This is a genomic window from Pseudomonas sp. URMO17WK12:I7 (assembly GCF_003269045.1).
In the GTDB taxonomy this organism is placed as follows: Bacteria; Pseudomonadota; Gammaproteobacteria; order Pseudomonadales; family Pseudomonadaceae; genus Aquipseudomonas; species Aquipseudomonas putida_J.
In genome coordinates this window covers 99,290-126,277 of sequence record NZ_QLTL01000008.1, presented here as the reverse complement: position 1 = coordinate 126,277, position 26,988 = coordinate 99,290, and the positions used below count along the sequence as shown (strand labels likewise).

Here is a 26,988-nt window from a genome sequence, read left to right as displayed (position 1 = left end):
TCAACCCATCCAGGCGGTCGCTACCAGGCAAACCGCAGTGATACTGATAGAGATTCAATCGGGCACACGGCCACGCCGGCACCTCAGGGGCACTATCATCCGCGAAATGTCGGCTCGACTCCAGCATTTCTGCCTGGAACGGCGTTGAAATTGCCGTTCCAGACATTTCGTCGGATTATGCCGGCATTTCCACCTGCAAACTATCGACCCGCTGGAAGCCGCGTGGCAGCTTGCTACCGCGCCGGCCACGCTCGCCCTTGTAGTGTTCGAGGTCGTCGGCTTTAAGAGACAGGGTACGCTTGCCGGCTTGCAATACAAGGGTTGCACCCTCGGCAATCACCGCCAGATCGGTGACAAATTCTTCACGACTGGCAACCCGATCACCGGGCACACCGATGATCTTGTTGCCCTTGCCTTTGCCCAGCTGTGGCAGGTCGGAAACCTTGAACACCAGCAAGCGACCTTCGGTGGTCACCGCCGCCAGCCAGTCCTGCTCACGGTCGGCCACCGGGCGCGGGGTCATGACCTTTGCGCCGTTAGGCAAGCTGAGCAGCCCTTTGCCGGCCTTGTTCTTGGCCTGCAGGTCTTCACCTTTGACCACGAACCCGTAACCGGCGTCCGAAGCCACCACATACAGTGCATCATCGTCTGGCAGCAGCACGCATTCGAAGGTCGCCCCTGGCGGTGGCGTCAGGCGGCCGGTCAATGGCTCGCCCTGGCCACGCGCCGATGGCAGGGTATGCGCGGCCACCGAATAACTGCGCCCGGTGGAATCGATCAGCACGGCAAACTGGTTGGAGCGCCCGGCAGCGGCGGCCTTGAAGCCGTCGCCGGCCTTGTAGGACAGGCCGGTAGCGTCGATGTCGTGGCCCTTGGCGCAACGCACCCAGCCCTTTTCCGACAGCACCACGGTGACCGGCTCGGTCGGCATCAGCTCGTTTTCCGACAGGGCCTTGGCTTCGGCGCGCTCGACGATTGGCGAGCGGCGGTCGTCGCCATAGGTTTCGGCGTCCTTGATCAGCTCGCTACGCACCAGCTTGCGCAGCTTGGCGTCGCTGCCCAGCAGGGCTTGCAGTTTGGCCTGCTCCTTGAGCAGTTCGTCCTGTTCGCCACGGATTTTCATCTCCTCCAGACGCGCCAACTGCCGCAGGCGTGTCTCGAGGATGTAGTCGGCCTGGATCTCGGTGAGCTGGAAACGTTCGATCAGCGCCTGCTTGGGGTGCTCTTCGGTACGGATGATGTGGATCACTTCATCCAGGTTGAGGAACGCAGTGAGCAAACCTTCCAACAGGTGCAGGCGCTTTTCGACCTTGTCCAGGCGGTGCTGCAGGCGGCGGCGAACGGTGTTGGTACGAAACTCTAGCCATTCCAGCAGCAGCGCGCGCAGGTTCTTCAGCTGCGGGCGACCGTCGAGGCCGATGATGTTGACGTTGACCCGGTAGCTGCTTTCCAGGTCGGTGGTGGCGAACAGGTGCTGCATCAGTTCGTCGGCATCGACGCGGTTGGAGCGTGGAATGATGACGATGCGGCAAGGGTTCTCGTGGTCCGACTCGTCACGCAGGTCGGCGACCATCGGCAACTTCTTGGCCTGCATCTGCGCGGCGATCTGCTCCAGCACCTTGGCCCCGGAAACCTGATGGGGCAGCGCGGTAACCACAATGTCGCCATCCTCGACGCGGTAGACGGCGCGCATGCGGATAGAGCCGCGGCCGCTTTCGTAGATCTTCTGGATTTCCCCACGCGGGGTAATGATTTCGGCCTCGGTCGGGTAGTCCGGGCCCTTAATGTGTTCGCACAGCTGCTCGATGGTGGCCTTGGGCTCGTCGAGCAGGCGCACGCAGGCGCTGGCCACTTCACGCAGGTTGTGCGGCGGCACGTCGGTGGCCATGCCCACGGCGATACCGGTGGTGCCGTTGAGCAGGATATTCGGCAGGCGCGCCGGCAGTACCGCAGGCTCCTGCAGCGTGCCGTCGAAGTTCGGTACCCAGTCGACGGTGCCCTGGCCCACTTCGCTGAGCAGCACTTCCGAATAACGCGACAGGCGTGCCTCGGTGTAACGCATGGCGGCGAACGACTTCGGATCGTCCGGCGCACCCCAGTTGCCCTGGCCGTCTACCAGGGTGTAGCGGTAGCTGAACGGCTGCGCCATCAGCACCATGGCTTCGTAGCAGGCCGAATCGCCATGGGGGTGGAACTTGCCGAGCACGTCACCGACGGTACGGGCGGACTTCTTGTGCTTGGCGTCGGCATCGAGCCCCAACTCGCTCATGGCGTAGACGATGCGGCGCTGCACCGGCTTCAGGCCGTCGCCGATGTGCGGCAAGGCCCGGTCCATGATCACGTACATGGAGTAGTTGAGGTAGGCCTGTTCGGTGAAGTCAGCCAGCGAGCGGCGTTCGACGCCGTCCAGGCTGAGTTCCAGTGAGTCGCTCATGCGGGCCTCGTCATTTCAGGTTCTGGCGCAGCAGCATGGTGCCGCCGCGCTGGGTAAATTCAAGTTGTTTGAGGGCGCTCATGCCCAGCAGTACGGTCTGCCCGTCCAGGCCCGGCACCACCAGAGCGCGCACGTTCTGTAGCCGGATATCGCCCAGTTGCAGGGTGCCCAGCCGCGTTCGGTAGCCCTCGGTACGGCCGTTGGCGGTGCTCAGCACCACGGGGCTACCGCGCTGCAGGTTCAGGTCCTTGGCCAGCGCCTCGGGGATCGCCACGTCGGTGGCACCAGTGTCGAGCATGAAATGCACCACCTGGCCGTTGATCGCGCCGTCCACCACGAAGTGGCCCTGGCCATTACCCAGCAGGCGCACTTCGATGAAACCGTCGCCATGGGACGACTGCACCTGCGTGTTCGGGTTGCGCTCGTGCTCTTCCCATTGCCCGAAGAAACGTGTGGCCAGGAACAGCCCCGCCGCCCAGGCGACGATCATCAGTACCTTGCCCGCACGCTTGCCCGGTGCCTGGCTCATGGCGTGGCGCTCCAGCCGTCCTGCGGCGCTTCAAAGCGCCAGACGATCGGCCGGCTTTCGCCATCGGCACGGTCGCCGTTGTTGTTATCCAGGCCGATCCAGGCGCCTTTGGCATCGATCACCAACGCTTCGGCCAGGCCGAAGGGCTGGTCGTAGCGGCGCTCTGGCACCAAGGCCTCGGCGGCGAACGACCAGCACTGCTCGACCTTGCCGCTGGTGGCATCACGCCGGCACACGCGGTAGGCGTTGCGCTCGAGGGTAAACAGCTTGCCCTCGAACCAGGCGAGGTCGGCGAAGTCGCGGGACAGCGCCCGGGGGTTGGGCATCTGTGGTGGCTGCATTTCGACCCCAGCTTCGCTCAGCAACACGCAACTGCGCCCGCAGGTCCACACCGACTGCTGGCGCTCGATGGCCACCAGGCCACGCCGTTCGCGCTCGGCTGCCAGCCACAGGCGGTCGCCCGCCGGGTTGATTGCCAGGCCCTCGAACAGGGCATTGAAGTTGAGCAGCATGCCGCTGGCACGGGCCTGACGCACCATCGCCGGGTCAATCTTCAGCCACGCTGGCTCACCCTCGGCAGGCAACTGCAGCACCGCCGCATGGGCCTCGCTGACCAGGTAGAGGTTGCCTGCCTGGTCACAGGTGATGCCTTCGTAATCCAGTTCGCCACCACGCACGTAGGACGCCGCCCAGTTACGCGACTTCAACCCCCACGGCAGGCCGCTCTCGGGCACTGGCGGTGGCGTGAAGGTCAGCGGCTGGGCGCGCCATACGGCGTTCTGCTGGTCGAAGCGGTAGATGCGGTCGTCATCACGATCGGATACACCCCACAGCCCGCCCCGGCACTCGGCCAGGCCGGACAGGTTGCCACCGCGCATGCCCTCGATCGGGTGTTCGGAGGCGAGCTTCAGTTCCGGCCAGTTGCCCGCCAGGCTCGGCAAGGCAACCAGCGCGAGGCAGGCCGCGACCAGCAGACGAATCAAACCAGGACCTCAGCCAGGTTACCTTTGGTTTCCAGCCAGTTCTTACGGTCGCCGGCGCGCTTCTTGGCCAGCAGCATGTCCATGATCTCGGTGGTGCCCTGCACGTCGTCCAGGGTCAGCTGGACCAGGCGCCGGGTGTTCGGGTCCATGGTGGTTTCACGCAGCTGCGGCGGGTTCATCTCACCCAGGCCCTTGAATCGGGTGACCTGCGGCTTGCCGCGCTTCTTCTCGGCTACCAGCCGGTCGAGGATGCCATCACGCTCCGCTTCGTCGAGGGCGTAGTAGATTTCCTTGCCCAGGTCGATACGGTACAGCGGCGGCATGGCGACGTAGACGTGGCCGGCCTCGACCAACGGGCGGAAGTGCTGGACGAACAGCGCGCAAAGCAAGGTGGCGATGTGCAGGCCGTCCGAGTCGGCGTCGGCGAGGATGCAGACCTTGCCGTAGCGCAACTGCGACAGGTCGGCCGCGCCAGGGTCGACACCGATGGCCACGGCGATGTTGTGCACTTCCTGGCTGGCCAGCACTTCGCCGCCGTCTACTTCCCAGGTGTTGAGGATTTTGCCGCGCAGCGGCAGGATGGCCTGGAACTCTTTGTCACGGGCCTGCTTGGCCGAGCCACCGGCAGAGTCACCCTCGACCAGGAACAGTTCGGCGCGCATCGGGTCCTGCCCGGCGCAATCGGCCAGTTTGCCTGGCAACGCCGGGCCCTGGGTGATGCGTTTGCGCTCGACCTTCTTGCTGGCCTTGAGGCGCCGGCCGGCGTTGCTGATGGCCAGCTCGGCCAGTTGCATGCCCAGCTCGGGGTGGGCATTGAGCCACAGACTGAAGGCGTCCTTGACCACACCGGAAACAAACGCCGCAGCCTCGCGAGACGACAGGCGCTCTTTGGTCTGGCCGGAGAACTGTGGTTCCTGCATCTTCATCGAGAGGACGAAGGTAATGCGCTCCCAGACGTCTTCCGGCGCCAGCTTGACCCCACGCGGCAGCAGGTTGCGGAATTCGCAGAACTCGCGCATGGCGTCGAGCAGGCCTTGGCGCAGGCCGTTGACATGAGTACCGCCTTGGGCGGTAGGGATCAGGTTGACGTAGCTTTCCTGAACGCTGTCGCCGCCTTCAGGCAGCCACAGCAGGGCCCAGTCCACAGCCTCCTTGTTACCCGCCAGGCTGCCGCAGAACGGCTCGTCGGGCAGGCGCTGGAACTCACTGACCGAGTCGACCAGGTACGAACGCAGGCCATCTTCGTAGTGCCACTCGACCTTCTCGCCGCTGGCCTTGTCCTCGAAGCTGACCAACAGGCCCGGGCACAATACGGCCTTGGCCTTGAGCACGTGCTTGAGGCGGCTGATGGAGAACTTCGCCGAATCGAAATACTTCGGGTCCGGGCTGAAGTACACGCTGGTACCGGTGTTGCGCTTGCCGACCGTACCGACCACTTCCAGCTCGCTGGCCTTGAAGCCATCGGCAAAGGTCATCTGGTACTCGTTGCCGTCACGTTTGACGCGCACGCGCACCTGGGTTGACAGGGCATTGACCACCGAAATACCCACGCCGTGCAGGCCGCCGGAGAACTGGTAGTTCTTGTTGGAGAACTTGCCGCCGGCGTGCAGCTTGGTGAGGATCAGCTCGACGCCCGACACGCCCTCTTCAGGGTGGATGTCCACCGGCATGCCACGGCCATCGTCACTGACTTCCAGCGAGTGGTCGGCGTGGAGGATGACCTGCACCGAGCGGGCGTGACCGGCCAGGGCTTCGTCGACGCTGTTGTCGATGACTTCCTGGGCCAGGTGATTAGGCCGGCTGGTATCGGTATACATGCCCGGGCGTTTACGCACCGGGTCGAGGCCGGAGAGGACTTCGATGGCGTCTGCGTTATAGGCGCTAGCGCTGGGATTGGCCATGGGTTCTCGTCGTCAGTCTGGTGAATGCAAAAAGATCAAAATACAGAAAAATCGAGTGCCGCATACTGCTGCCGGGCAATACCGGCGAACGCCAGCAGGCCTGGCAGTTGTTCGGCAAAGCCTTGGTAACTGTGGTCGCCACCGGCCTGGATGCGTAGCGCGCAAGCCCGGTAATAATGCTCGGCGTGGCGATAGTCCAGTGTTTCATCGGCGGTCTGCAGCCACACTTGATAGCGGCCTGGGTCGGTCGGCGCCGGGACTTCCAGCTCGGCCAAGGCTTGCACATGGTCCAGGGTCAGCGTCCAAGTCTCGCCAGTGTAGTGGTTGCGCTGGGCCCCCAGGTAACCGTCGAAGCGCTTGTGCGGGGTGACTGCCGGGTTGACCAGCAAGGCTTTCAGCCCATGGCGCTCGGCCAGATGGGTGGCATAGTAGCCGCCGAGCGAACTGCCGACCAGCAGGGGCGCCCCGAGCTCGGCGATGGCGGCTTCGAGCTGGACCATGGCCTGGCGCGGGTGGTGGTGCAAGCTCGGGACGCGCAACTGCTGCGACAGGCCCATCTGCTGCATGACAGCCTCGAGCTGGCGTGCCTTGGTGGAAAGCGGTGAACTGTTGAAGCCATGGATATAGAGGATGGTACCCGACATGCTGCCCCCGGAATCTGTGGCTTCGCGCCCGATCGAGTGGGCGCAGGGACGCGCAGTGTAGCGTGTTCGCCGGGCTTTGGCGCCAGATGGCCAATTTCGCAACAATTTCTTTAAAAGGCTGGGACTGCTACGCAGCCCGGGGGCTTCAATACCCCGGGCTGTGGAAGTCGAGCTTCACTTCGAAATCAGCGGCTCGCTCTACACCGGTCTCCACCCGCCCATCGGCATGCAGGCGCAACCAGCGATACCCCGGCTGCTCCTCGCTGACCTTGAAGTCCTCGCTGCCCGCCGCGAACTGGATGCAGGTCGATGGCGTGGCCAGCAGGCGCAAGCCACCGCGTTCTTCATCCCATTCCTGGTGAATGTGCCCCCAAAGCAATGCTTTCACCTGTGGATAACCGTGCAGGCGCTGCAGGAGTTGATCGGCATTACGCAAACCGATCGGGGCGATCCAGGCACAACCGATCTCCACCGGCTGATGGTGGCAACACACCAGGCAGTGGCGCTCACCGGCCGATGACAGCGCATCATCGAGGGCCAACAGCTGATCCGGTCCGAGCAACCCGTGAGTAGCGCCAGGCACTGCCGTGTTCAGCATGACCACGCGCCAGGCGCCAATGTCAGTGACGGCCTGCACCAGCTCCGGGGCCACCTGGGCCATGACCCTGGCTTCATCATGGTTGCCCGGCAACCAGCGGGTTGGCCCGGCAAACTCGCCGGTCAACGCGCGAAACGCTTCATACGACCCGACGCTACCATCCTGGGACAGGTCGCCGGTACACAGCAGCAGGTCGACCCGCGGCTGCTCACGGCGCACCTGTGCCACCACATGGCGCAAACTGTCACGGGTATTGAGGCCCAGCAAGGTGCCCGCCGGGTCGGCGAACAGGTGGGCGTCGGTCAGTTGCACCACATGCACGGGCGCAGGGGAAGGGTGTGGGTGCGGCAACGGCCGTCTCCTCGAACGGGTACTGCACGAATTATGGCGCTGGAACGGTTGCGAGCAAACACTCGCAGCCGAACCAGGTCACATTTCAGCGCACACTTGCCAGCTCGTGGCCACAGGCCAGGCAATGGCTGAGCCATTCGCCGAGGAACAGATTGAGCTGTGCCTTCTCGTCTGGCTGGTGCATGGCTTCGTTGGGGTACGGGTAGATGCTGCGCAGGCGGCGCGTGTGCTCGGCGCTGACCACTTCGGCCATGCGCGCATCGTGATAAACCTGCACCTCAAGGTGAGGCACCGGCAACCAGGGCAGGCTGTGCTCCTGGCGCACCCGCAACGTGGTGGTATAGGGGCAGGCCAGCAGCACATCGAGCACCAGCACACCGAGCATCTGGTCGCCCTGGGTCATGCCGATGCGCCGCGAACTCTGGGTGGTACGCATATCGGGCAGCAGGCGCATGAGCCGGGCATAGTTGGCCTCGCAGGCTGCTTGCAGCCCGGCCAGATCGACCCGATAACGCTCACGCAAGAGGTTCACTTCCACATACCTCGGACTTCATCTTTGTTCAGGGCCAGCCACTGCAGGCTGATGATGGTCGCCGCGTTGCATATACGCCCATCGCGTACCGCCTGCAGCGCATCGTCGAACGACCAGACGCGCACGCGGATGTCCTCACCCTCGGTTTCCAGCCCATGCAAACCGCCGGCACCTTCACTGGTACAGCGGCCGAGGAACAGGTGCACGTACTCGTCGCTGCCGCCTGGCGAAGGAAAGTAGCGGGTCATCGGCCACAGGGCGCTGATGGCCAGGCCGGCTTCCTCTTCGGCTTCGCGGTGGGCGACTTCTTCCGGCTCTTCGGATTCCTTGTCGATCAGCCCGGCGACCATTTCGATCAGCCAAGGGTTGTCGATCTTGCCCAAGGCCCCGACACGGAATTGCTCGATCAGCACCACTTCGTCACGCGCAGGATCATAGGGCAGCACACACACGGCGTCGTGGCGCACGAACAGCTCGCGACTGATCTCACCACTCATGCCGCCTGCGAACAGTTCGTGGCGCAGGCGCACCTTGTCGAGCTTGTAGAAACCCTTGAAGCAATTGGCCCGCTCGGCGATCTCGACCGCCTTGGGCACCGAATTCAACGTGTCTGACATGGAAATCCTCATTTACCTCAATTACCGCATCGCGCCATCCTACTCTGCACGGTTGCCCGTTTCACCCCTTTCCGGCAACCGTTCGCGCACTCGGGACAGTACGCCTTCACTCTGTTAGCTTAGTGGCGAACTGAAGGCCGCGCAGACGGTCAAAGGCCGACTTTTCCCTGTTCTGCAAGGATCATCATGACACTTGTCAAACTGACTTCCGTGGCCGTGCTGGCACTCGCGCTGGGCGCCTGCCAGAGCGTGTTCGCACCCAATTACCGGACCCCGCTCGAGGTCAAGCGTGATGCCTGGGAGCACGTCAAACCTGGCTGCAGCGCAAGCGACTGCCCACTGGTGAACATCGACACCATCCACTTCCCGGCCCAGCCCAAGCTTGATGCCATCGTCGAAAAGCGCCTGCTGCAACTGACCGAAGACAATCAGCATGGCACCGCGCCAAGCACCCTGCAGGCCTACGAGCAGCAATACCTGGCCAGCGCCGACAAACGCAACAGCAGCTACCTGCAAGCCAAGGTACGCGAGCAGCATGACGGGCTGGTGATCATCGAGCTGTCCAGCTACCTCGACAGCGGCGGCGCCCACGGCATGCCGGGGCGCGGCTTCATCAACTACTCGCGCAAGCTGGACAAGGTGCTGACACTGCAGGACATGCTGGTGCCAGGCCAGGAGGAGACCTTCTGGAAGACCGTTGAAGAGTCTCACCGCGCCTGGCTGATCAGCGTGGGTATGGACAAGGACGCCGAATTCGTCAAGACCTGGCCCTTCAAGCGCTCGCCGCACATCGCCCTGACGTACGGCGCGCTGGTGGTGAAGTACGAGGTCTATGCCATCGCGCCCTACTCCATGGGCCACGTGGAGCTGAAGATTCCTTACCCACGCCTGAACGGCGTGCTCAAGCCTGAGCTGTTTCCCGGCCGCGGCTGAAGCTCAGCAGCCCATGCAGACCACCTGCCAGCAGCAGTGCTGGCAGGGTAGCCCCCAGCTCCGGGGCCTTGGCGGCAATCACGTGATAGGCCGCCACGCCCACCACCCAGGCCACCAGCGCCTGCCAGTGCAAACCATCGACCTGTACCGGCAGGCGGCGGCGGCGGATCACGTAGTGGTCCATCAGCACCACGCCGAACAGCGGCGCGAATACCGAACCGATCAACAGCAGGAAGTTCTCGTACTGGGCCAATGGCGCCAGCAAGGCGATCAGCGTACACAGCACACCAATGGCCAAGGCCAGGTGCTCGACCTTCAGCGGCAGCAGCACGCCGGTGGAAACAGCCGCCGAGTGGATGTCGGCGAACGCCTTTTCCGACTCGTCCAGCAGAATCAACAGCAGCGGGATACCCATGCCGGCGCCTGCCAGGGCGAGCAGCAGTGCATTGACTTCGCCACTGGCGGCAAACGCCAGGGTGTAAGCCACACCCAGGCTCATCAGCCAGGTATTGCCGATGAAGTAGCCCACAACGGTTCCGCCGAATACATGCTTGCCGTTGCGGGCAAAGCGCGAGTAGTCGGCGATCAGCGGCAACCATGACAACGGCATGGCGATGGCGATGTCGAAGCCTACCGCCAGCGACATCGAACCATCCCCGGCGCGGTTCCAGAGCTCAGCAAGGTCGGCCTTGGCGAACAGGTTCCAGGTCAGCCACAGGCACGCCCCCAGCAGCAGCCAGATGCCCCAGGCGCGCAGTACTTTGCGCACGAACGCCAACGGCCCGCTGACCGCCAGCAAGGTGGCCAGGCCACCGAAGCACAGGGTCCAGAGCATCGGGCTGTTCCAGGCACTGTCTTCACCGAACGCACGGGCACCCAGCAGGCTGGCAGCATCGCGCATGACGATGATCTCGAACGCCCCCCAGCCCACCAGTTGCAGCAGGTTGAGCAGTGCCGGCAGGCGCGCGCCATGGCGGCCCAGGCTCAGCTTCAGGGTGCCCATGGCCGACAGGCCGGTATCACTGCCGATGACCCCGGCAGCACCCAGCAACAGCACACCGACACCGGTGCCAAGGGCGATGGCCAGTATTGCGCCAGCCAGGCCAAGGCCTGGGGCCAGCATGGCACCGACCTGCAGGACCATCAGGCCGATGCCGAGGGAGAACCACAGAGAGAACAGGTCACGGGCGCCGAAGATGCGCTGGTGGGTGGGGACCGGGTGGTCGGGGGAGAATGGGCTGGGTGATGTCATTTTTGGCGCTCGCCGGCAATGTTGTTGGTGTTCTTGGCGAGGACTTCGTCCTCGAATCGCGACACAAGGCCGCTCCCACAAGTACAGCGCAGGCATCCAGCCTTGCGCAGCCCCTGTGAGAGCGGCCTTGTGTCGCGAAAGGGCCGCAAAGCGGCCCCAGCGTGCTTAGACTTTGTGGTAAAGCTGGCTGCCTTCCTGGCGGAACCGCTCGGCCTGCTCGCGCATGCCTTGCTCGACCGTCACGTCCACGGCCTCGATCTTGGCCGCGTACTCACGCACTTCCTGGGTGATCTTCATCGAGCAGAACTTCGGCCCGCACATCGAGCAGAAGTGCGCGACCTTGGCCGATTCCTTCGGCAAGGTTTCGTCATGGAAGGCGCGCGCGGTATCGGGGTCCAGCCCAAGGTTGAACTGGTCTTCCCAGCGGAATTCGAAACGCGCCTTGGACAAGGCATTGTCGCGAATCTGCGCACCCGGGTGACCTTTGGCGAGGTCCGCAGCATGGGCGGCGATCTTGTAGGTGATGATGCCCGTCTTGACGTCATCCTTGTTCGGCAGGCCCAGGTGCTCCTTGGGCGTGACGTAGCAGAGCATGGCGCAACCGAACCAGCCGATCATTGCCGCACCGATACCCGAGGTGATGTGGTCGTAGCCCGGGGCGATATCGGTGGTCAGCGGGCCGAGGGTGTAGAACGGCGCCTCGTCGCAGCATTCCAGCTGCTTGTCCATGTTCTCCTTGATCAGCTGCATCGGCACGTGGCCGGGGCCTTCGATCATGCACTGCACGTCATGCTTCCAGGCGATCTTGGTCAGCTCCCCGAGGGTTTCCAGCTCACCGAACTGGGCCGCGTCGTTGGCGTCGGCGATCGAACCTGGGCGCAGGCCGTCGCCAAGCGAGAAGCTGACGTCGTAGGCCTTCATGATTTCGCAAATCTCGTCGAAGTGCGTGTACAGGAAGTTTTCCTTGTGATGCGCCAGGCACCACTTGGCCATGATCGAGCCACCGCGGCTTACGATACCGGTGACGCGCTTGGCGGTCAGCGGCACATAGCGCAATAGCACACCGGCGTGGATGGTGAAGTAGTCCACGCCTTGCTCGGCCTGTTCGATCAAGGTGTCGCGGAACAGCTCCCAGGTCAGGTCCTCGGCCACGCCGTTGACCTTTTCCAAGGCTTGGTAGATTGGCACGGTACCGATCGGCACCGGCGAGTTGCGGATGATCCACTCGCGGGTTTCGTGAATGTGCTTGCCGGTGGACAGGTCCATGACGGTGTCCGAGCCCCAGCGAATACCCCAGGTCAGCTTGGCCACTTCTTCCTCGATCGAGGAACCCAGGGCGCTATTGCCAATGTTGCCGTTGATCTTCACCAGGAAGTTGCGGCCGATGATCATCGGCTCCACTTCAGGGTGGTTGATGTTGGCCGGGATGATCGCGCGGCCACGGGCGACTTCCTGGCGAACGAACTCTGGGGTGATTTCTTTCGGAATGTTGGCACCGAAGCTGTGGCCGGCGTGCTGCTCGTTCAGCAGGCCAGCAGCGCGGGCTTCCTGCAGCTTCATGTTCTCGCGGATGGCCACGTATTCCATCTCGGCGGTGATGATGCCCTGGCGGGCATAGTGCATCTGCGAGACGTTGGCGCCAGCCTTGGCACGGCGAGGGTTGCGCACGTGGGCAAAACGCAGCTTGGCCAGCTCCGCATCGTTCAGGCGCTGCTGGCCGAAGTCGGAGCTCAGGCCGCCCAGGCGCTCGGTGTCGCCACGCGCCTCGATCCAGGCCGATCGCACATCGGCCAGGCCCTTGCGCACATCGATGATGACGTTGGGGTCGGTGTACGGGCCGGAGGTGTCGTAGACCAGCACCGGTGCATTGCTTTCGCCACCGAAGTCGGTCGGGGTGTCGTCCAGGCTGATTTCGCGCATGGGTACGCGGATGTCCGGGCGCGAGCCTTCGACATAGACCTTGCGCGAACGCGGGAACGGTTGCACGGACTGCTGATCGACTTGCGCCGATTCGCTGAGGTTGATCGTTTTTTCTTGTTTGGTCATCACAGGCTCTCCAGACGGCTTCCTAGCAGTGGAATGTCGGGGTGAACCTGAACGACGCGGACGCACCCTTGACGGGTGCAGTGCCGGACATGGGGGTGCCTGAAGCTGCATGCAGCTGCGACATTCCCGGACCTGGCACAAGAGGCTCCCCGGGAAGGCGAGCAATCTTGTTCCCTACGCAGGCGCTAACCTGATCAGGTTCAACGGGATCCGCACCTCTGCGATCTCAGCCTTTGCTTCAAGGCACCCCGACAAGAACATGCGCAGTCTAGACTGGAGTGGTCGGCAAAGCCAAGCGGGTAAAACGCAGGGGAGATGAAAGGCGCAACCTATGATTGTTGGCGGGTGCGCATGGCACTACACTGGCCCGTCGCTCGATACTCAACAGTTCAGTAATTAAATTTCGTACAAGGATTGCCTCTATGCTGCGCAAACTTTCACTGGCGATAGCCGTGTCTTGTGCGTCCAACGGAGTGGCCTGGGCAGCGGATTTGCCGACTCCGGTAAAAACCGACCTGGTCAGTGTTTATCAGGAAGCGGTCGACAACAACGCCGATCTTGCAGCCGCCCGTGCCGATTATGGCGCTCAGAAAGAAATCGTGCCGCAGGCCCGTGCCGGCTTGCTGCCAAACCTCTCGGCTGGTGCCGAGATGCTCAATACCCGCACCAAGATCGACCAGCCTTCGGCTACCGCCAACCGCAGCGGCAATACCTGGAGCGCGACCCTCGCGCAGCCGATCTTCCGCGCGGATCGCTGGTTCCAGCTGCAAGCCGCCGAAGCGGTGAACGAACAGGCAGCCTTGCAATTGTCGGCTACCGAGCAAAACCTGATCCTGCAGACCGCGCAGGATTACTTCTCGGTACTGCGCGCCCAGGACAACTTGGCGGCTACCAAGGCCGAGGAAGCGGCCTTCAAGCGCCAGCTGGACCAGTCCAACGAACGTTTCGACGTCGGCCTTTCCGACAAGACCGACGTGCTGCAGTCCCAGGCCAGCTACGATACCGCCCGGGCCAACCGGATCATCGCCGAGCGCCAGGTACAGGACGCGTTCGAGGCCTTGGTCACCCTGACCAACCGCGAATACAGCTCGATCCAGGGTGTGGTCCACACGCTACCGGTGAAAGTGCCAACCCCCAACGATGCCAAGGCCTGGGTAGAAACCGCAGGCCGCCAGAACCTCAATCTGCTGGCCACCAACCACGCCGTTGCCGCCGCCGAAGAAACCCTGCGCCAGCGCAAGGCCGGCCACGCGCCGACCCTCGATGCGGTGGCCAAGTACGAAAAAGGCGACAACGACAGCCTCGGCTTCACCAACCCGTCACCGTTCGGCCAGCGCTACAGCGGAGATGTGGAACAGACCAGCGTCGGCCTGCAGCTGAATATCCCGATCTACAGCGGCGGCCTGACCAGCTCGCAAGTCCGCGAGGCTTATCAGCGCCTGAGCCAGAGCGAACAGCAGCGTGAGAGCCTGCGCCGCCAGGTGGTGGAGAACACCCGCAACCTGCACCGTGCGGTAAACACCGATGTGGAGCAGGTGCAGGCGCGCAAGCAGTCGATCATTTCCAACCAGAGTGCGCTGGAAGCCACTGAAATCGGCTACCAGGTCGGTACCCGCAACATCGTCGACGTGCTCGACGCCCAGCGCCAGCTGTACACCTCGGTGCGTGACTACAACAACAGCCGCTATGACTACATTCTCGACAACCTGAGCCTCAAGCAAGCTGCCGGGACCTTGAGCCCGCAGGACCTGCAGGACCTCAAGCAATATCTGAAACCGGACTACAACCCGGACAAGGACTTCCTGCCACCGGACCTGGCTGCTGCGGCAGCCAAGAACTTCGAGCGCAGGCCTTGAGATGAGCGCTGGATTCTTCGCGGGTAAACCCGCTCCCACAGGTATCACACAGGGCCTGAGGCCAATGGTGAACCTGTAGGAACGGGTTAACCCGCGAAGAAGGCCACACAAAAATCAGCGGATGAGCGCGCCCAGCCCATCCAGCAAGCGCTGCAAGGCGCCCTGGTTGGCCCGCATCACCGCCCTGCCCGCTTCGCCCATGCGCTGCGCATCCTGAGGCAGTTCGATCAAGCGCCGCACCGCTTCGGCCAGCCCGTCGGCATCATCAACCTGCTGCAACGCCCCCGCCTCGCGCAACATGGCGCTGATTTCGAGGAAATTGAACACATGTGGCCCCATGAGCACCGGCAATGCCAGTGCCGCTGGCTCCAATGGGTTATGGCCCCCCGTGGCCACCAGGCTGCCGCCGACAAAGGCGATATCGGCCAAGGCGTAGAGGAAAAGCAGCTCGCCCATGGTGTCGCCGAGCAATACGCGGGTCTGAGCTTCGACCACAGTTCCAACAGAGCGGCGCACAGTGGTGAACTGGGCGGCACACAACGCATGTACCGCATCGAAGCGCTCAGGGTGGCGCGGCACCAAAAGCAATAACGCATCACCATGTACCTGCAGCAGCTTCTGATGCGCCTGCAGGATCAGAGCGTCCTCACCTTCGTGGGTACTGGCGGCGATCCACACCGGGCGCTGCCCTGCGCCCCATTGTTCGCGCAACGCCTTGGCACGCGGCAACAGTTGATCGTCAATTTTCAGGTCGAACTTGATCGAGCCGGTTACCTGCACGCATTCAGCCCGTGCCCCCAGAACACGAAAACGTTGCGCCTCGGTTTCGGTCTGAACCGCAATCAGGCTCATCTCGGCGAGCATTGGGCGGGTCAGGTTGGCGAAACGCGCATAACCACGGGCCGAGCGCTCGGACAACCGGGCGTTGGCCAGGGCTACCGGAATGCCGCGTTTGGCACACTGGTGAATGTGATTGGGCCACAGCTCGGTTTCCATGATGATGCCCAGCCGGGGCTTCACATGATCGAGAAAACGCCCGGCCGCCCACGGCAGGTCGTAGGGCAGGTAGCAATGCTGGACGCGCGGTTCATTGGCGAACATCGCGCGAATGCGCTCGGAGCCGGTCGGGGTCATGCAGGTAAGCGTGATCGGCAAGTCCGGGTAGGCCTTGAGCAGCTCACGTACCATCGGTGCGGCGGCAATGCTTTCGCCGACCGACACCGCATGCACCCAGATCCCTCCTTGGCGCATGGCCGGCAGGTTGCGGGCAAAGCGCTCACCGATGCGCTGGCCGTAGGCCGGCGCCTTGCGCGCGCGCAGGTACAGGCGCAGCGCAACCAGCGGCAGGCCCAGGTGAAACAGCAAGGTATAGAGAGTTCTGTTCATGGCGGCGGAGTTTACCCGATCGCGCGCAGGTGCACCGCAAAGCGCTCGGCCAACCATTGCGCGGCCGGGCCCAGCGGTTCATCGCGGCGCCAGGCCAGTTCCGCCACCAGCGCTGGCGGGCGCCATTCGCTGTCGAGTTCGACCATGTGCGCCTGGTAGGTTGGATACTGCACCACATGCCGCGGCAACCAGGCCCAACCCAGCCCACGCATCAGCAATTCGGCCATGGCATAGAAGCTGTCGGCGCGCCACACGTGCGGGCTTATCGCCTCCCCGCCGGGATAACCACTTTGCTGCGGGGTGATCAGCAATTGCCGGTGCCGAGCCAGTTGCTGACGGGTAACCCGGCCCTCGCGCGCCAGCGGGTGGCCGGCCGCGCACACCGTGACCATTTCCACACTGCCCAGGGCTCGCCGCTCAAGCGCTGCCGGGATGCGCTCGTGATGGAAGAACAGCCCCAGGTCGGCACGCCGCTCGGCCAGCTTGCGCGCCACGTCGCCTTGGGCGCCGCTGGCCAGTTGCACCTCCAGATAGGGATACCGGCTGGCCAGTTCGTCGAGGCTGTCGATCACCGGCTGATAAGGCATGGCCTCATCCTGGGCGACCCTGAGCAGTGCTTCCTGGCCACGCATCAGCGCCAGCGCGCGTCCATCCAGGCGCTCGCACTGACGCAACAGTTCACGGGCATCCTCGAGCAACGCTGTACCGTTTTCGGTCAGTTTCGGCTGCCGCCCGCTACTGCGCTCGAACAGCGTGACACCCAGGTCGGCCTCAAGCAGCGCGATGGCATTGCTGATGGCCGACTGCGCCTTGCGCTGTTCGCGGGCCACTGCGGAAAACGAGCGCAATTCGGCAACACGCAGGAAGGTGCGCAGCTGTTCAAGGTTCCATTGCTCGGCCATAAACCTATCTCCAATTCGGATAGGTAATGACTTTACCGCATCTGGGCAACCGCTAGAATGCCGAGCCAGTTACCGGAGGATCCTGCCATGAACGCCTATACCTATCTCGCCATCGCCATCTGCGCCGAAGTCATCGCCACTGCTTCCATGAAGGCGGTCAAGGGGCTGAGCACGCCGTTGCCGTTGCTGCTGATGGTGGTCGGCTATGGGATCGCGTTCTGGATGCTGACCTTGGTGGTGCGCAGCATTCCGGTGGGCATCGCCTATGCGCTCTGGTCCGGGCTGGGCATCGTGCTGATCAGCCTGGCTGCGCTGGTGGTCTATGGGCAGAAGCTGGATGTGCCGGCAATGCTGGGCATGGCCATGATCGTCGGCGGCGTGGTGGTGATTCAACTGTTCTCCAAGACTGCCGGGCACTGAGGCAGGCTGTATACTTGCCAGCTGTCCCAGTCTTCGAGGTACCGCCATGCCATCCGCCATTTCCACTGACGTGCTGATCGTCGGCGCCGGGGTCGCAGGCCTCTGGCTCAATGCCCGCCTGCGTCGCCTGGGTTACTCGACAGTGCTGGTGGAGCGCGCCAGTCTTGGTGGCGAGCAGACCATCAAGTCCCAGGGCATCATTCACGGCGGTACCAAGTATGCCTTGCACGGCGCACTGACCGGCGCCTCGGAAGCCATCGCCGACATGCCGCGGCGCTGGCGCGAAGCGATCAGTGGCAGCGGCGAGCTGGACCTGACCCGCACCCGCCTGCTTTCGGATGCCCATTACCTGTGGTCGCCAGGCACCCTGGCCGGCAACCTGACCAGCTTCTTCGCCAGCAAGGCCGTGCGTGGCCGGGTCGATCAGGTAAAAGGCGAGCAATTGCCGCCGGCCCTGCAGGACCGCGCCTTCAAAGGCAAGGTCTACCGCTTGGCAGAACTGGTGATCGATGTGCCCAGCCTGCTCGCCAACCTGGCCGAACTGGCCGGTGACAGCCTGCTCGCAGGCGAACATATCGAACCGTTGCGCGAGGGCGACGAACTGGTCGGCCTGCGCGTCGACGCCCGCGAAATCCGCGCCCAGCGCATCGTGCTCAGCGCCGGTGCTGGCACCGCAGAGCTGCTGCATGCCCTGGGCCTGCAGCAACCTGCCATGCAGACCCGGCCATTGCACATGGTCCTGGCCAAGGGGCCAAACCTCAAGCCGCTGTATGCGCACTGCCTGGGCGGTGGACCAAAACCGCGTGTGACCGTCACCACCCACCCTGCCGCAGATGGCCAGTGGGTCTGGTACCTTGGCGGCGATATCGCCGAGGCCGACGGCGTAGCCCGCGAACCCGCCGCGCAGATTGCCGCCGCGCAAAAAGAAATCGCCAGCCTGCTGCCCTGGGTCGATCAAAGCCAGGTGCGCTGGGCGACCCTGCGCGTCGATCGCGCCGAGCCCGCGCAGTCCGGCCTGGTCCGCCCCGACAACGCCTTCCTCGCCGAGCAGCAGCGCCTGCTGGTGGGCTGGCCGACCAAACTCGCATTGGCACCGGACTTCAGTGACCGCGTACTGGCCAGCCTCGAGCGCGATGGTGTGCGCCCGGCGGCACAGGCCGACCTCGCCGGCTTGCCGCGCCCGGCCCTGGGTGTACCCGCCTGGGAGCAACTGCTGCCATGACCTTGCCAACCTTGCATGGCTTGCACCGCCCCCTGGGCAGCACCGGTTTCAAGGTTTCGCCGCTGGGTCTGGGCACGGTCAAGCTGGGCCGCGACCAAGGCGTCAAATACCCCAATGGCTTTACCATTCCCGGTGATGACGAAGCCCGCCTGCTGCTGGCCCAGGCCCGCGAACTGGGTATCAACCTGATCGATACCGCCCCGGCCTATGGGCGCAGTGAAGAGCGCCTTGGGCCGCTGCTGCGCGGCCAGCGTGATGAGTGGGTGATTGTCAGCAAGGTGGGTGAAGAGTTCGAAGACGGCCAGTCCAGCTTCAACTTCAGCGCCGCCCACACCCGCCGCTCGGTGGAGCGCAGCCTGCGCCGCCTGGAAACCGACCGCATCGAGCTGGTGCTGGTGCACTCCGATGGCAATGACTTGGAAATCCTCGAGCAGCAGGAGGTCTACCAGACCCTCGCCGAACTCAAGCAGGAAGGCAAGATTCTCGGTTATGGGCTTTCCGGCAAGACCGTCGCCGGTGGCCTGAAGGCGCTGGAACAAGGCGATTGCGCCATGGTCACCTACAACCTCAACGAGCAGGCAGAACGCCCGGTGCTGGACTACGCTGCCGAACACGGCAAGGCCATTCTGGTGAAGAAGGCGTTGGCCAGCGGGCATATCTGCCTTGCCCCTGGGGTCGACCCGGTGCAGGCAAGCTTCGAGCTACTGTTCGCCCACCCGGGCGTGAGCAGTGCTATCGTCGGCACCATCAACCCGTTGCATCTGGCCCACAATGTGGCCACCGTCGCCCGCATCCTGGGCCGGCATTGAGTTGCCACCCAGCCAAGCTGGGCCTGGAGACTGACCCGACGCAAGGAGGAGCCTCGTGGCGCGTACGCTGATCCGCAAGAACCCGAGCAACTTCAAGACACTGCCGCTGCATGTCGAAGCCACCCCCGAAGGCCTGGTTTACCAGAGCATCGGCATGCCCCTGAACTTCGCCCAAACCCAGCAGCGACGGCGCGCCATCCAGCTTGCCGACCAGCAGCGCTTCGTGGTCGAACTGGCCAACCTGGGTGTTTCCGTGCGCCTGACCCTGCATTGGCAGCACCGTGATTACTGGGTGCTGGTGAGGCAACGTCGCCAGGATCGCGGTGACGTGGTACTGAAGCTGATTTCCGGGTATGTCCCCGCCCAGGAACTCAACCTGCCGCTGCACACCGCCGTCCAGGAAGTAGCTGAAGAATGCTTGCTGGAGACCCCGGAAGGCTGGTTGAGCGGGCGCTTCAACGATACCTGGCTGCCAGCACCCTATGCTGCCGCACTGCATTACCGCGAAGCCTTGCCCTTCGTGCTGACGCCCGAGTCGGGGGCTGCCCGCCCGGTGCACTGCGGCAATCTGATGTTGCTGGAACGGCCACGGGCCTATGTGCACTTGCCGACCGCTTCGCTGCAGTTGATCTACGACATGCGCCTGCAGGTACCCAGGGAAGCCAAGAAACTCAGCCTGTTCCACGTCGATGAGCGGCTGGAAGGCGACCAGCTGGTAGCGCGGCTCAACCGCAAGCGGCCGGATCTGTACCTGATGCCGGTACAGGATGGGCAGCCTTTGGCCGAGCTGTACACGCTGAAAAAAGATGAGCTGGTGCCGGCGAGCACCCGCGGGCTGTACCTGGCCGAGAGCTTTGCCAGGCAGGAAGGCTGGGTGGTGGCCGATGAGCGGATTCGCTGGAAGGACTGGGTCAAGCAGCAGGGGCTGGTGGAGCGCAAGGTGGCGCCGGCTTCGCATCTGCAGCGCTTTGGTGACAAGGCTCGCGCATTGCTGGAGCGCGCCCGCACTTCACTTCACAAGTAACAAGCTGGGGCCGCTTTGCGGCCCAGCAATAGATCAGTTCTTGCGGATCTTCTCGACGATGGCCGTGGTCGAGCTGTTCTCGACCAGCCCCAGTACCTTCACGGTTCCGCCATAGGCCTTGACGATATCGGCACCCACCACCTGGTCGATGCCATAGTCGCCACCCTTGACCAGCACATCCGGCTTGACCTGGCTCAGCAGGTTCTCCGGTGTGCCTTCAGGGAAGCTGATCACCCAGTCCACCGCCCCGAGGCCGGCCAGCACAGCCATGCGCCGATCAACGCTGTTGATCGGACGGCCCGGCCCTTTCAGGCGGCTGACCGACGCATCGTCGTTGACCGCGACGATCAGCCGATCACCCTGCGCCCGCGCCTGCTCCAGATAGGTGACATGCCCGGCGTGCAGAATATCGAAACAGCCGTTGGTGAAGACGATCTTCTCGTTGTGCGCCCGCGCATCGTCGATGGCCAACAGCAGTTGCTCCAGGCCCAGCACACCGCGCTCGGAGCCTTCCTCACGCTGGATCGCCCGGCGCAGCTCCGGGGCGCTGATTGCCGCAGTACCCAGCTTGCCAACCACGATGCCTGCGGCCAGGTTGGCCAGGGCCACGGCGTGCGGCAGGTCTTCGCCTGCAGCAATGGCAGCCGCCAGGGTAGAGATCACGGTATCGCCGGCACCGGTCACATCGAACACTTCGCGCGCCCGGGCTGGCAGGTGCAGCGCAGGCTGAGCGGTGCGCAGCAGGGTCATGCCGTGCTCGCCACGGGTCACCAGCAGCGCCCCAAGGTCCAGGTCCTGCAGCAATTGCAGGCCTTTTGCGACCAGCTCGGCCTCATCGGCGCAACGGCCGACGATGGTCTCGAACTCGCTGAGGTTCGGAGTGATCAGGCTGGCGCCACGGTAGATGGAAAAATCCTTGCCCTTGGGGTCGGCCAGCACCGGGATGCCCTTGGCACGTGCGGCCTGGATCAGGCTCTGGTGGTTCTTCAGCGCGCCCTTGCCATAGTCGGACAGGACCAGGACCTTGACGCCCTCGAGCAACGTGTCGACTTCAGCACCCAGCGACAGCGGGTCGGTGGCGAACGGCTCTTCGAAGTCGATGCGCAGCAATTGCTGGTGACGGCTCATGACCCGCAGCTTGACGATGGTCGGCTGGTGGGCGATGCGCTGGAACACCGAACGCACACCAGCGGCCTGCAGGCTATTGGCGAGGCTGTCGGCAGCTTCGTCCTGGCCGGTGACACCGATCAGCGCGGCTGGCGCGCCAAGGGCGGCGATATTCAAGGCAACGTTGGCCGCGCCGCCGGGGCGATCCTCGATCTGATCGACCTTGACCACCGGTACTGGCGCTTCAGGCGAGATACGCGAAGTACCGCCATGCCAGTAGCGGTCGAGCATGACATCGCCGACCACCAGTACCGGGGCTTGATCGAAACGCGGCATGGACAACTTCATGGGCAACCCATATGAAAATAATGAACAGGGGCAGGATATTAGCACAGGGTAGGCGACGGCTTTACGGCCAGATACACCCTGGAACATTCCCGTGAAAACCGGGGCCGATACGGCCCCGATCAAGGCGGGTCAGGTGATATCGGCCTTGGCCGGCTCATCCAGGCCCATGGCATGCAGCCGGGCATAATGGCCATTGGCTGCGAGCAGTTCGGCATGGGTGCCGCGCTCGACCAGACGGCCCTGGTCCATCACCAGGATCTGGTCGGCCTTCTCGATGGTCGACAGACGGTGCGCGATCACCAGCGTGGTACGGCCCTGCATGACATGATCCAGGGCCGCCTGGATATGCCGCTCGGACTCGGTATCCAGCGCCGAAGTCGCTTCGTCAAGGATCAGCAGCGGTGCATTCTTCAGCAGTGCCCGGGCGATTGCCAGGCGCTGGCGCTGGCCACCTGAGAGCAGCACGCCGTTTTCACCGACTTCGGTGTCGAAGCCTTTTGGCAGGCGGTCGACAAACTCCTTGGCGTAGGCGTCTGCGGCTGCCGCTTCGATATCGGCACGCGGGGCGCCTGCCAGGTCGCCATAGGCAATGTTGTTGGCCACGGTATCGTTGAACAGGGTGACGTGCTGGGTCACCTGGGAAACATGGCGGCGCAGGTTGCGCAGGCGATAGTTCTCGATCTCCACGCCATCGAGCAGGATCTCCCCCTGATCGTGGTGGTAGAAGCGCGGGATCAAGGCCGCCAGGGTCGACTTGCCGCTGCCCGAGCGCCCGACCAGGGCAATCATCTGCCCAGGCTCGGCGACAAAGCTGATATCGCTCAGTACTTCGCGCTCGGTGCCAGGGTAAGTGAAGCTCAGGTTACGCACTTCGAGGCGGCCTGCCACACGGTCCTTCTCGACGGTACCGGTGTCGACCTCAGGCTGCTCGTCCAGTTGCTCGAAAATGCTTTCGGCACCGGCCAGGCCTTTCTGGATGGTCGAACTGACTTCCGACAGCTGGCGGATCGGCTTGGGCAGCAGGCCTGCCGCCGTGATGTAGGCCACCAGGTCACCGGCAGTGGAATCACCCCGCAGGAACAGTACCAGGAACATCAGCGCCGCCATGGCGGTGTAGATCACCAATTGCAGCAGCGGCGTGTACAGCGAGCCGGTCTTGGTCATGTGCAGCTGCTTGTCGGTGTTGCTCTGGCTGGCGTTGCCAAAGCGCTGCTGTTCGTAAGCCTCACCGCCAAAGCTGCGGACCACGCGGTAACCCTGGATGGTCTCGGACGCGACGTGCGTCACATCGCCCATGGCGGACTGGATTTTCTTGCTCTGCTTGCGGAATTTCTTGCTGGCAACGCTGACCATCACTGCGATCACCGGCAGGATGGCGACCATCACCAAGGTCAGGTGCCAGTTCATCCACAGCAGGTAACCGAACAGGAACACTACCGTCAGCCCTTCACGGATAACGACCTTGATCGCATCGGTAGCGGCACCGGTGACCATGGTCACGTTGAAGGTAATCCGCGAAATCAGGTGGCCCGAGTTGTGGTTGTCGAAGTAGCGATTGGGCAGCACCAGCAGCTTGTTGAACAGTTCCACGCGCAGGTCATGCACCAGGCACAGGGAAACCTTGGCCAGGAAATAGTTGCCCAGGAACGAGCCCAGCCCCTGCCATGCCGCGATCAGGATGATCAGCAGCGGCACCGCCTGCAGCAACTGCAGGTCGCGCAGGTAAGGGACGTTGGGAAACAGGACCGCTTCCGGGTTGCTCAGCCCATCGACAAAATATTTGAGAATCCCGGCCAGCATGGGCTGAGTCGAAGCAAAGATCACAAAACCGACAATGCTCAGCAGGAAAATGCCGACATAGGGTTTCACGTAGCTCAGCAGCCGGAAGTAGATCCTCAGGCTGGAGGTGTGCTCCGCCGGTAGCGGTGTTTCGGCCATCATCGAGCTCGCTGTTCAGGTTGAACCGGAAATTTTACCACAGGCGTCATTTTCGGCACGCATCCATGGCAACAACATGACCAGCCCGACTGGCAGCCAGCTGACGAACCACTCAGCCCGTGGCGTCGCGGTGAGGCTGGCAGCGTCGAACTGCATGGCCATGGTCGAGTACACCCAGAGGCAAAGCAGGATCTTGCCAAAGGCAGTGTGGCGAGCACGAATAATCTCCGCCAAGGTGAACAACCACACAGCTATCCACAGCAGCATCCCAGGCAACCCGAGCTCAACTGCAACATGGGTAAACATGTTGTGGGTGTGATCGAACTGCATACCTGCAACCTCAACCCTGTAGTAGGCCCCCAGCCCCAGCCCGCCCCATGGGTGCTCACTGATCATGTGCAGTGCCGAGCGGAAAATTTCAGGGCGGAAGGACGAGCCGCGCAGGGCGATCAGTTCATATACGGCGCAAAACGCCAGCCCTGTGGCCGCCACGGCGAGCAGCGCGATGAGCTGACTGTACCTGTTACGGAACCACAGAGGCGCCAGTATCACGGGAATGACCAGTGCCAGCATCGCGCCACGGCTCTGGCTCAAGGCGACAAATGCACCCAGGCAGGCCAATGCCAACAGCCAGCCCAGGCGCAAGGCGCACTGTCGCGGCCGATCGTAAAGCAGCAGCAACGCAGCTATTCCAACCACATAGGCACCAAGGATCGGGTGTGAAATCTCGCCAATACCTTCCAAGCGCGTAATCAGCGGCATGGCCTGGATGCCATAGAACCTGACAATCGATATCAGCGCGGCAATCGCGAGCAATACAGACCCTATGCGCAGCAACTGACGAATACGGGCCGTCCCCATTTGCCCTATCATTGGGAACGCCAGCAAGAACACCAGAATGTAAACCAGCCGTTTGCCCTCACGCCCGGATTCTTCATTAGTTGACCAGACCAGGCTCAGCGCCCCCCAAGCCAATAGCAACGCCAGCGCCCCCCAAAGCGCCGGCTGTTGCCGCCAGGCATCAGTCAGAATTCGTCTCGCCGACCATGCAATTACCAGAGTAGGCAACCACATGAACACGATCATGCCTTGCTGGTACAGCTTATTGCTGGGAGCCAAGGCAATGGCTGCCAGGAACCAGACAAAACCAATAGCTAGCCAGCCCTTGGCCCAGCTCTTCTGATACAACATCCAAACTCCCCAGTAACGCGAAATGACACCAGACATGGTGCAACAGCTTTATTTTCGGCATTATTGTCAGCCATTTTTGCTTGCAGACGACAAGGCCCTATACATGCAGTGCTCCCGCCTCTCCCAGGTCGACTTCGATCAGCTGACACTTGGAGCCCAGGTGCTAGAGGCAGATAGCCATGGCGCCAAAGTTTACCTGCTCGCAGATGGGAATTTCCTCAAGATATTCCGTAGGAAGCGCCTGATTTCATCTGCGCTGCTCCGACCTTACTCGCAGCGCTTCGTCGACAACGCCGCTCGCCTGAAGCAACTCGGCATCCCTACACTCGAAGTGATCAGCCAGCACAAACTGGATTTGCCCGGCAGAACAGCAGTGCTGTATCGCCCACTGCCGGGACGTACATTGCTGCAGTTATCGCGTGATGCCGGGTTCAGCTGGCATGCCTGGCTGCCCCGGCTTATCGAATTGATCCGTCAATTGCACCGCAGTGGCGTGTACTTCCGGTCGCTGCACCTGGGCAATGTAGTGGTAACACCTGACCAGCGCCTCGGCCTGATCGATGTAGCAGACATGCGTTTTCTGCGCCCGCCATTATCTGCACGGATGATCAGGCGCAATGTGCAACATATGGTGCGATACATCGAGCGAGAGAACCTGGGTGACCGGTTCCCCATCGCCGACTTCCAGGCGGCCCTCCTGGCTCGCTGACTTCACCCACGCAGCAGTTTCTGTGCCCCATCGCAAAACGCCTGCCATGCTGCCTCGGGCGCCAGCGCCTCGCGCTGACGAACGGCCAAGGCCTTTGCGCTAGGTGCATCGCAGCGCTCGATTGCCTTGGCCCAGGCTTCGACATTGCCAACCGGCAGGTAGCAGCCCTCTTGCTGCAACTGCTCACGAAACACTGGCAACTCGCTGCAAACCACCGGCAGATCCGCCATCACGGCTTCTTGTACCACCAGGCCCAGGCCTTCGGCACGCGACGGCACCAGCAGCCAGTCAAACGCCCGGTAGAGTCGCTGCAAATCGTTGTGGTGCCCGCATAGAATCACGCGCCCCGTAAGCCCCAGTTCAGCAACTTGCGCCTGCAAGCTGGCGCGCAGAGGGCCGTCACCGACAATCACCAGGCGCATGTCCGGCTTGCTGGCTGCACCCTTGGCGAATGCCTTGATAAGCGTTTCAAAGCCTTTGCTTTCCACCAGCCGCCCCACTGCTCCAAGCACCTGACCAGAGGTTTGGGGCAGCGCCAGCATCTGACGAGCCTGCTCGCAACTGAGCAACTTCCTGGCGAAAGCCTGCGGGTCGAATGCCATGCGCAGCGTCTGCACGGGACGACCGATGTCCCGCTCAAGCGACCGCGCCAAAGTCTGCGAGACCGCTGCGATACTCAGTCGGTCTGCAGGCAGCTCGTTCAACAAAAGCACATCATTGGCATTCAGCCGGGTCATGCCATGGAACAGCACCTTGGCCTGCAGCTGCGGGATGCGCTGCAGCACTGGCAGCACCAAGCGTGCGACCCCGACGCCGTCGAGCAAGATCACATCAGCTTGGGCCTCTCTCAGGGCCCTGTACAGACGCATGCGCTGCCAGGGCAGCAACAGGCGCCAAAAGCTCTTGCCCTTAAGTACACGCTGCGGCATGTGCCACGCGCGCGCGGGGCTGCGGCCATGGCACAGCTCACCACCGAGCATTAACCAATCACTGATACGGGCGTCAGCTCCCGCATGCGACAGCACCTGTTGGTGAACCTTGTGAATGGACATGTACGGCGAACCGCCTGCCCACATCATGTTGACAATATTCATGGGGGATAGAGCCCCTCTCCCGTGCGAGCCAGGTGGGACTGCAACTTCAATCAACAAGAAATGAAATTTCCATATGGGTAATGGCGCCATCAACCAGCGTCAATGCCAGTCTTACCCTCCACGCAACGTCGGGCAAGCGCCTTTTTCCAGCATAGGCTGGAA

At 63.0% G+C, this 26,988-nt stretch carries 23 protein-coding genes and 1 riboswitch; of the genes, 7 read left to right on the top strand and 16 right to left on the bottom strand.

The features are described from left to right. Positions 1-175 precede the first annotated feature (175 nt). From parC to H040_RS12765, 8 genes are all read right to left on the bottom strand, one after another. Entirely contained in the window at positions 176-2,434 is a 2,259-nt protein-coding gene (gene parC, locus H040_RS12800; RefSeq protein WP_027920729.1) for a DNA topoisomerase IV subunit A, read from the bottom strand. A gap of 10 nt (positions 2,435-2,444) precedes the next feature. Further along, positions 2,445-2,963, bottom strand: a complete 519-nt coding sequence (locus H040_RS12795; protein WP_027920728.1) for a retropepsin-like aspartic protease family protein — start codon at positions 2,961-2,963, stop codon at positions 2,445-2,447. Beyond that, on the bottom strand, positions 2,960-3,946 hold the full coding sequence (locus H040_RS12790) for an esterase-like activity of phytase family protein (protein WP_027920727.1): 987 nt from the start codon (positions 3,944-3,946) through the stop codon (positions 2,960-2,962). The genes H040_RS12795 and H040_RS12790 overlap by 4 nt, the downstream gene beginning before the upstream one ends. After that, positions 3,943-5,847 carry a DNA topoisomerase IV subunit B gene (gene parE, locus H040_RS12785; RefSeq protein WP_027920726.1) on the bottom strand — a complete coding sequence of 635 codons (1,905 nt, stop codon included), beginning with the start codon at positions 5,845-5,847 and terminating at the stop codon, positions 3,943-3,945. Before parE ends, H040_RS12790 begins: the two co-directional genes overlap by 4 nt. 35 nt (positions 5,848-5,882) lie before the next feature. Continuing rightward, on the bottom strand, positions 5,883-6,491 hold the full coding sequence (locus tag H040_RS12780) for a YqiA/YcfP family alpha/beta fold hydrolase (protein ID WP_027920725.1): 609 nt from the start codon (positions 6,489-6,491) through the stop codon (positions 5,883-5,885). A gap of 145 nt (positions 6,492-6,636) precedes the next feature. Next, positions 6,637-7,440, bottom strand: a complete 804-nt coding sequence (gene cpdA, locus H040_RS12775; RefSeq protein ID WP_027920724.1) for a 3',5'-cyclic-AMP phosphodiesterase — start codon at positions 7,438-7,440, stop codon at positions 6,637-6,639. A gap of 85 nt (positions 7,441-7,525) precedes the next feature. Beyond that, positions 7,526-7,978, bottom strand: a complete 453-nt coding sequence (locus tag H040_RS12770) for a DUF1249 domain-containing protein (protein ID WP_027920723.1) — start codon at positions 7,976-7,978, stop codon at positions 7,526-7,528. After that, complete coding sequence (locus tag H040_RS12765; protein WP_027920722.1) at positions 7,969-8,589, bottom strand: NUDIX domain-containing protein; 621 nt, start codon at positions 8,587-8,589, stop codon at positions 7,969-7,971. The genes H040_RS12770 and H040_RS12765 overlap by 10 nt, the downstream gene beginning before the upstream one ends. 186 nt (positions 8,590-8,775) lie before the next feature. Here H040_RS12765 and H040_RS12760 point away from each other — a divergent pair, with 186 nt between their 5' ends. Continuing rightward, entirely contained in the window at positions 8,776-9,522 is a 747-nt protein-coding gene (locus H040_RS12760) for an RsiV family protein (protein WP_027920721.1), read from the top strand. Here the strand turns inward: H040_RS12760 and cytX are convergent. Together cytX and thiC are read right to left on the bottom strand one after the other, a co-directional pair. Beyond that, the gene (cytX, locus tag H040_RS12755; protein WP_027920720.1) at positions 9,491-10,774 is read right to left on the bottom strand and encodes a putative hydroxymethylpyrimidine transporter CytX; all 1,284 of its coding nucleotides are present in this window, start codon (positions 10,772-10,774) and stop codon (positions 9,491-9,493) included. The genes H040_RS12760 and cytX overlap by 32 nt on opposite strands. 165 nt (positions 10,775-10,939) lie before the next feature. Then, a complete protein-coding gene (gene thiC / locus H040_RS12750) occupies positions 10,940-12,820 on the bottom strand; it encodes a phosphomethylpyrimidine synthase ThiC (RefSeq protein WP_027920719.1) in 1,881 nt (626 codons plus the stop codon). A gap of 154 nt (positions 12,821-12,974) precedes the next feature. Beyond that, positions 12,975-13,081: riboswitch (TPP riboswitch) on the bottom strand. A 161-nt stretch (positions 13,082-13,242) separates the two neighbouring features. Between thiC and H040_RS12745 the strand changes: the two genes are divergently transcribed. After that, a complete protein-coding gene (locus H040_RS12745; RefSeq protein WP_079229939.1) occupies positions 13,243-14,676 on the top strand; it encodes a TolC family outer membrane protein in 1,434 nt (477 codons plus the stop codon). A 114-nt stretch (positions 14,677-14,790) separates the two neighbouring features. Here the strand turns inward: H040_RS12745 and waaA are convergent, their stop codons facing one another. Further along, positions 14,791-16,062: a lipid IV(A) 3-deoxy-D-manno-octulosonic acid transferase gene (gene waaA, locus H040_RS12735; RefSeq protein ID WP_027920718.1), complete on the bottom strand. Its 1,272-nt coding sequence runs from the start codon at positions 16,060-16,062 to the stop codon at positions 14,791-14,793. Positions 16,063-16,073: 11 nt separating this feature from the next. Next, positions 16,074-16,964: a LysR family transcriptional regulator gene (locus H040_RS12730; RefSeq protein WP_027920717.1), complete on the bottom strand. Its 891-nt coding sequence runs from the start codon at positions 16,962-16,964 to the stop codon at positions 16,074-16,076. Between the two features lie 87 nt (positions 16,965-17,051). On the opposite strand from H040_RS12730, the gene H040_RS12725 reads away from it, so the two are divergent. Genes H040_RS12725 through H040_RS12710 form a run of 4 tightly spaced genes read left to right on the top strand, consistent with a single transcriptional unit; the run spans position 17,052 to position 20,439 of the window. Further along, complete coding sequence (locus H040_RS12725) at positions 17,052-17,384, top strand: DMT family transporter (RefSeq protein ID WP_027920716.1); 333 nt, start codon at positions 17,052-17,054, stop codon at positions 17,382-17,384. Positions 17,385-17,430: 46 nt separating this feature from the next. After that, positions 17,431-18,606, top strand: coding sequence for an NAD(P)/FAD-dependent oxidoreductase (locus tag H040_RS12720; RefSeq protein ID WP_027920715.1), 1,176 nt, complete (start codon positions 17,431-17,433; stop codon positions 18,604-18,606). Continuing rightward, positions 18,603-19,415, top strand: a complete 813-nt coding sequence (locus tag H040_RS12715; protein WP_027920714.1) for an aldo/keto reductase — start codon at positions 18,603-18,605, stop codon at positions 19,413-19,415. Before H040_RS12720 ends, H040_RS12715 begins: the two co-directional genes overlap by 4 nt. Positions 19,416-19,470: 55 nt before the next feature. Beyond that, the gene (locus H040_RS12710; RefSeq protein ID WP_027920713.1) at positions 19,471-20,439 is read left to right on the top strand and encodes a hypothetical protein; all 969 of its coding nucleotides are present in this window, start codon (positions 19,471-19,473) and stop codon (positions 20,437-20,439) included. A 33-nt stretch (positions 20,440-20,472) separates the two neighbouring features. Here the strand turns inward: H040_RS12710 and hldE are convergent, their stop codons facing one another. From hldE to H040_RS12695, 3 genes are all read right to left on the bottom strand, one after another. Beyond that, positions 20,473-21,894 carry a bifunctional D-glycero-beta-D-manno-heptose-7-phosphate kinase/D-glycero-beta-D-manno-heptose 1-phosphate adenylyltransferase HldE gene (gene hldE / locus H040_RS12705; protein ID WP_027920712.1) on the bottom strand — a complete coding sequence of 474 codons (1,422 nt, stop codon included), beginning with the start codon at positions 21,892-21,894 and terminating at the stop codon, positions 20,473-20,475. 129 nt (positions 21,895-22,023) lie between these two features. Then, entirely contained in the window at positions 22,024-23,832 is a 1,809-nt protein-coding gene (msbA, locus tag H040_RS12700; RefSeq protein ID WP_027920711.1) for a lipid A export permease/ATP-binding protein MsbA, read from the bottom strand. A 15-nt stretch (positions 23,833-23,847) separates the two neighbouring features. Further along, on the bottom strand, positions 23,848-25,023 hold the full coding sequence (locus tag H040_RS12695) for an O-antigen ligase family protein (protein WP_027920710.1): 1,176 nt from the start codon (positions 25,021-25,023) through the stop codon (positions 23,848-23,850). A 103-nt stretch (positions 25,024-25,126) separates the two neighbouring features. Between H040_RS12695 and H040_RS12690 the strand changes: the two genes are divergently transcribed. Beyond that, on the top strand, positions 25,127-25,732 hold the full coding sequence (locus tag H040_RS12690) for a hypothetical protein (RefSeq protein WP_027920709.1): 606 nt from the start codon (positions 25,127-25,129) through the stop codon (positions 25,730-25,732). Positions 25,733-25,734: 2 nt separating this feature from the next. Here the strand turns inward: H040_RS12690 and H040_RS12685 are convergent, their stop codons facing one another. After that, positions 25,735-26,826 carry a glycosyltransferase gene (locus H040_RS12685; RefSeq protein WP_027920708.1) on the bottom strand — a complete coding sequence of 364 codons (1,092 nt, stop codon included), beginning with the start codon at positions 26,824-26,826 and terminating at the stop codon, positions 25,735-25,737. Between the last annotated feature and the right edge of the window lie 162 nt (positions 26,827-26,988).

Excerpts from the sequence above, each read along its gene's own strand:
- thiC (WP_027920719.1), bottom strand. The coding sequence starts at position 12,820 with ATGACCAAACAAGAAAAAACGATCAACCTCAGCGAATCGGCGCAAGTC.
- parE (WP_027920726.1), bottom strand. The coding sequence starts at position 5,847 with ATGGCCAATCCCAGCGCTAGCGCCTATAACGCAGACGCCATCGAAGTC.
- H040_RS12690 (WP_027920709.1), top strand. The coding sequence starts at position 25,127 with ATGCAGTGCTCCCGCCTCTCCCAGGTCGACTTCGATCAGCTGACACTT.
- parC (WP_027920729.1), bottom strand. The coding sequence starts at position 2,434 with ATGAGCGACTCACTGGAACTCAGCCTGGACGGCGTCGAACGCCGCTCG.
- H040_RS12760 (WP_027920721.1), top strand. The coding sequence starts at position 8,776 with ATGACACTTGTCAAACTGACTTCCGTGGCCGTGCTGGCACTCGCGCTG.
- H040_RS12685 (WP_027920708.1), bottom strand. The coding sequence starts at position 26,826 with ATGAATATTGTCAACATGATGTGGGCAGGCGGTTCGCCGTACATGTCC.
- H040_RS12795 (WP_027920728.1), bottom strand. The coding sequence starts at position 2,963 with ATGAGCCAGGCACCGGGCAAGCGTGCGGGCAAGGTACTGATGATCGTC.
- H040_RS12745 (WP_079229939.1), top strand. The coding sequence starts at position 13,243 with ATGCTGCGCAAACTTTCACTGGCGATAGCCGTGTCTTGTGCGTCCAAC.
- cytX (WP_027920720.1), bottom strand. The coding sequence starts at position 10,774 with ATGACATCACCCAGCCCATTCTCCCCCGACCACCCGGTCCCCACCCAC.
- waaA (WP_027920718.1), bottom strand. The coding sequence starts at position 16,062 with ATGAACAGAACTCTCTATACCTTGCTGTTTCACCTGGGCCTGCCGCTG.
- H040_RS12765 (WP_027920722.1), bottom strand. The coding sequence starts at position 8,589 with ATGTCAGACACGTTGAATTCGGTGCCCAAGGCGGTCGAGATCGCCGAG.
- H040_RS12715 (WP_027920714.1), top strand. The coding sequence starts at position 18,603 with ATGACCTTGCCAACCTTGCATGGCTTGCACCGCCCCCTGGGCAGCACC.
- H040_RS12780 (WP_027920725.1), bottom strand. The coding sequence starts at position 6,491 with ATGTCGGGTACCATCCTCTATATCCATGGCTTCAACAGTTCACCGCTT.
- hldE (WP_027920712.1), bottom strand. The coding sequence starts at position 21,894 with ATGAAGTTGTCCATGCCGCGTTTCGATCAAGCCCCGGTACTGGTGGTC.
- H040_RS12695 (WP_027920710.1), bottom strand. The coding sequence starts at position 25,023 with ATGTTGTATCAGAAGAGCTGGGCCAAGGGCTGGCTAGCTATTGGTTTT.
- H040_RS12720 (WP_027920715.1), top strand. The coding sequence starts at position 17,431 with ATGCCATCCGCCATTTCCACTGACGTGCTGATCGTCGGCGCCGGGGTC.
- H040_RS12730 (WP_027920717.1), bottom strand. The coding sequence starts at position 16,964 with ATGGCCGAGCAATGGAACCTTGAACAGCTGCGCACCTTCCTGCGTGTT.
- H040_RS12725 (WP_027920716.1), top strand. The coding sequence starts at position 17,052 with ATGAACGCCTATACCTATCTCGCCATCGCCATCTGCGCCGAAGTCATC.
- msbA (WP_027920711.1), bottom strand. The coding sequence starts at position 23,832 with ATGGCCGAAACACCGCTACCGGCGGAGCACACCTCCAGCCTGAGGATC.